This window comes from Vibrio sp. 10N.222.46.A1, from assembly GCF_041473595.1.
Lineage (GTDB): Bacteria > Pseudomonadota > Gammaproteobacteria > Enterobacterales > Vibrionaceae > Vibrio > Vibrio tasmaniensis_A.
The window spans coordinates 1-1,063 of record NZ_JBFRSN010001455.1 but is presented as its reverse complement, the minus strand read 5'-3'; the positions used below and the strand labels follow the sequence as shown (position 1 = coordinate 1,063).

1 protein-coding gene is annotated in these 1,063 nt (G+C 46.7%); it reads right to left on the bottom strand.

Annotated elements, in window-relative coordinates; translation table 11 throughout:
* Nucleotides 1-26: 26 nt before the first annotated feature.
* Nucleotides 27-1,063: multidrug effflux MFS transporter (locus tag AB4496_RS27340; RefSeq protein WP_372133092.1), on the bottom strand; the 1,037-nt coding region annotated here is incomplete at its 5' end.

Below are 1,063 nucleotides of genomic sequence, written 5' to 3'. Positions count from 1 at the left end.
GTTTAACTGGTCTGTACTTCAGCTGCTTAACTGTACTCAACTTCGGTAGCTGTGGCTTTCTTATTCATTCTCGTTGAAGACCAAAGTACTGTAGCCATACAAGCGCCAATAATCAGATAAAACACGCCGAGCTGTAGGTGAGTCGTCACCCAACTCTCGACTAGATATCCACCAAGTAAACCCGCCAAACACATCTGAATTGAACCTGACAGTGCCGACACCGCGCCCGCTTTCTTCTTATGAGGTTCTAATAGCATACTGATCGATAGAGGGAAGGAGATACCTTGAGCGATAGCTAACCACGTAAATGCCCACACTAAGTTAAAGATGGATAACTCATGAGTAAGTAACCAAGTCCCTGAAGCTAAAATGATCAAAATCGCAAGACTCATCAATTGTGGTGTACTAAACCTACGATTGAGCAAGTTCAAAGCCACGCTACCAATCAGTAAGCCAGCCGAAGGGACTATCATCAACGATCCGTATTCAGCGGCTGTCAGCCCCAATTGCTCTTGCATTAAGAATGGAAACAGCGATAGCGACACCAAACTCGCCATGTAACTCATCCAATTATAACTGGCACTGGTCAACACTTGGCGATTCGTCAACAAACGGCCATAGTTCTTGACCACTTGACTGACTTCAAAGCGGCTCTTCCCGTATGGTAAAGTTTCATGAAGAACAAAATAGCCGAGAGTGAATATCGCCAGTAAATACACAAGAACAAACAGGAACACCGCCTGCCAACCGAGGTGGAATGAGATCCAACCACCAAACACGGGCGCAATAATCGGCATGATCGAAGCGGTGACCGAAATATAAGACAGTGCTTTGGTCAGTTGAAGGCCATCATAGCTGTCGCGCAGCACACTTCGCCCAAGAACCGAGGCACTACCCGCACCTAGACCTTGCAACAAGCGACCAACCTCTAACGCCGTCATGTTGTCGGAAAAAACAACACAAACAACAGTACCAATCAAATAAACACCCTGACCTAACAAGAAGATAGGTCTTCTCCCCACGGCATCGGACATCGGCCCGTAAAATAGCTGAGACAAGCCAA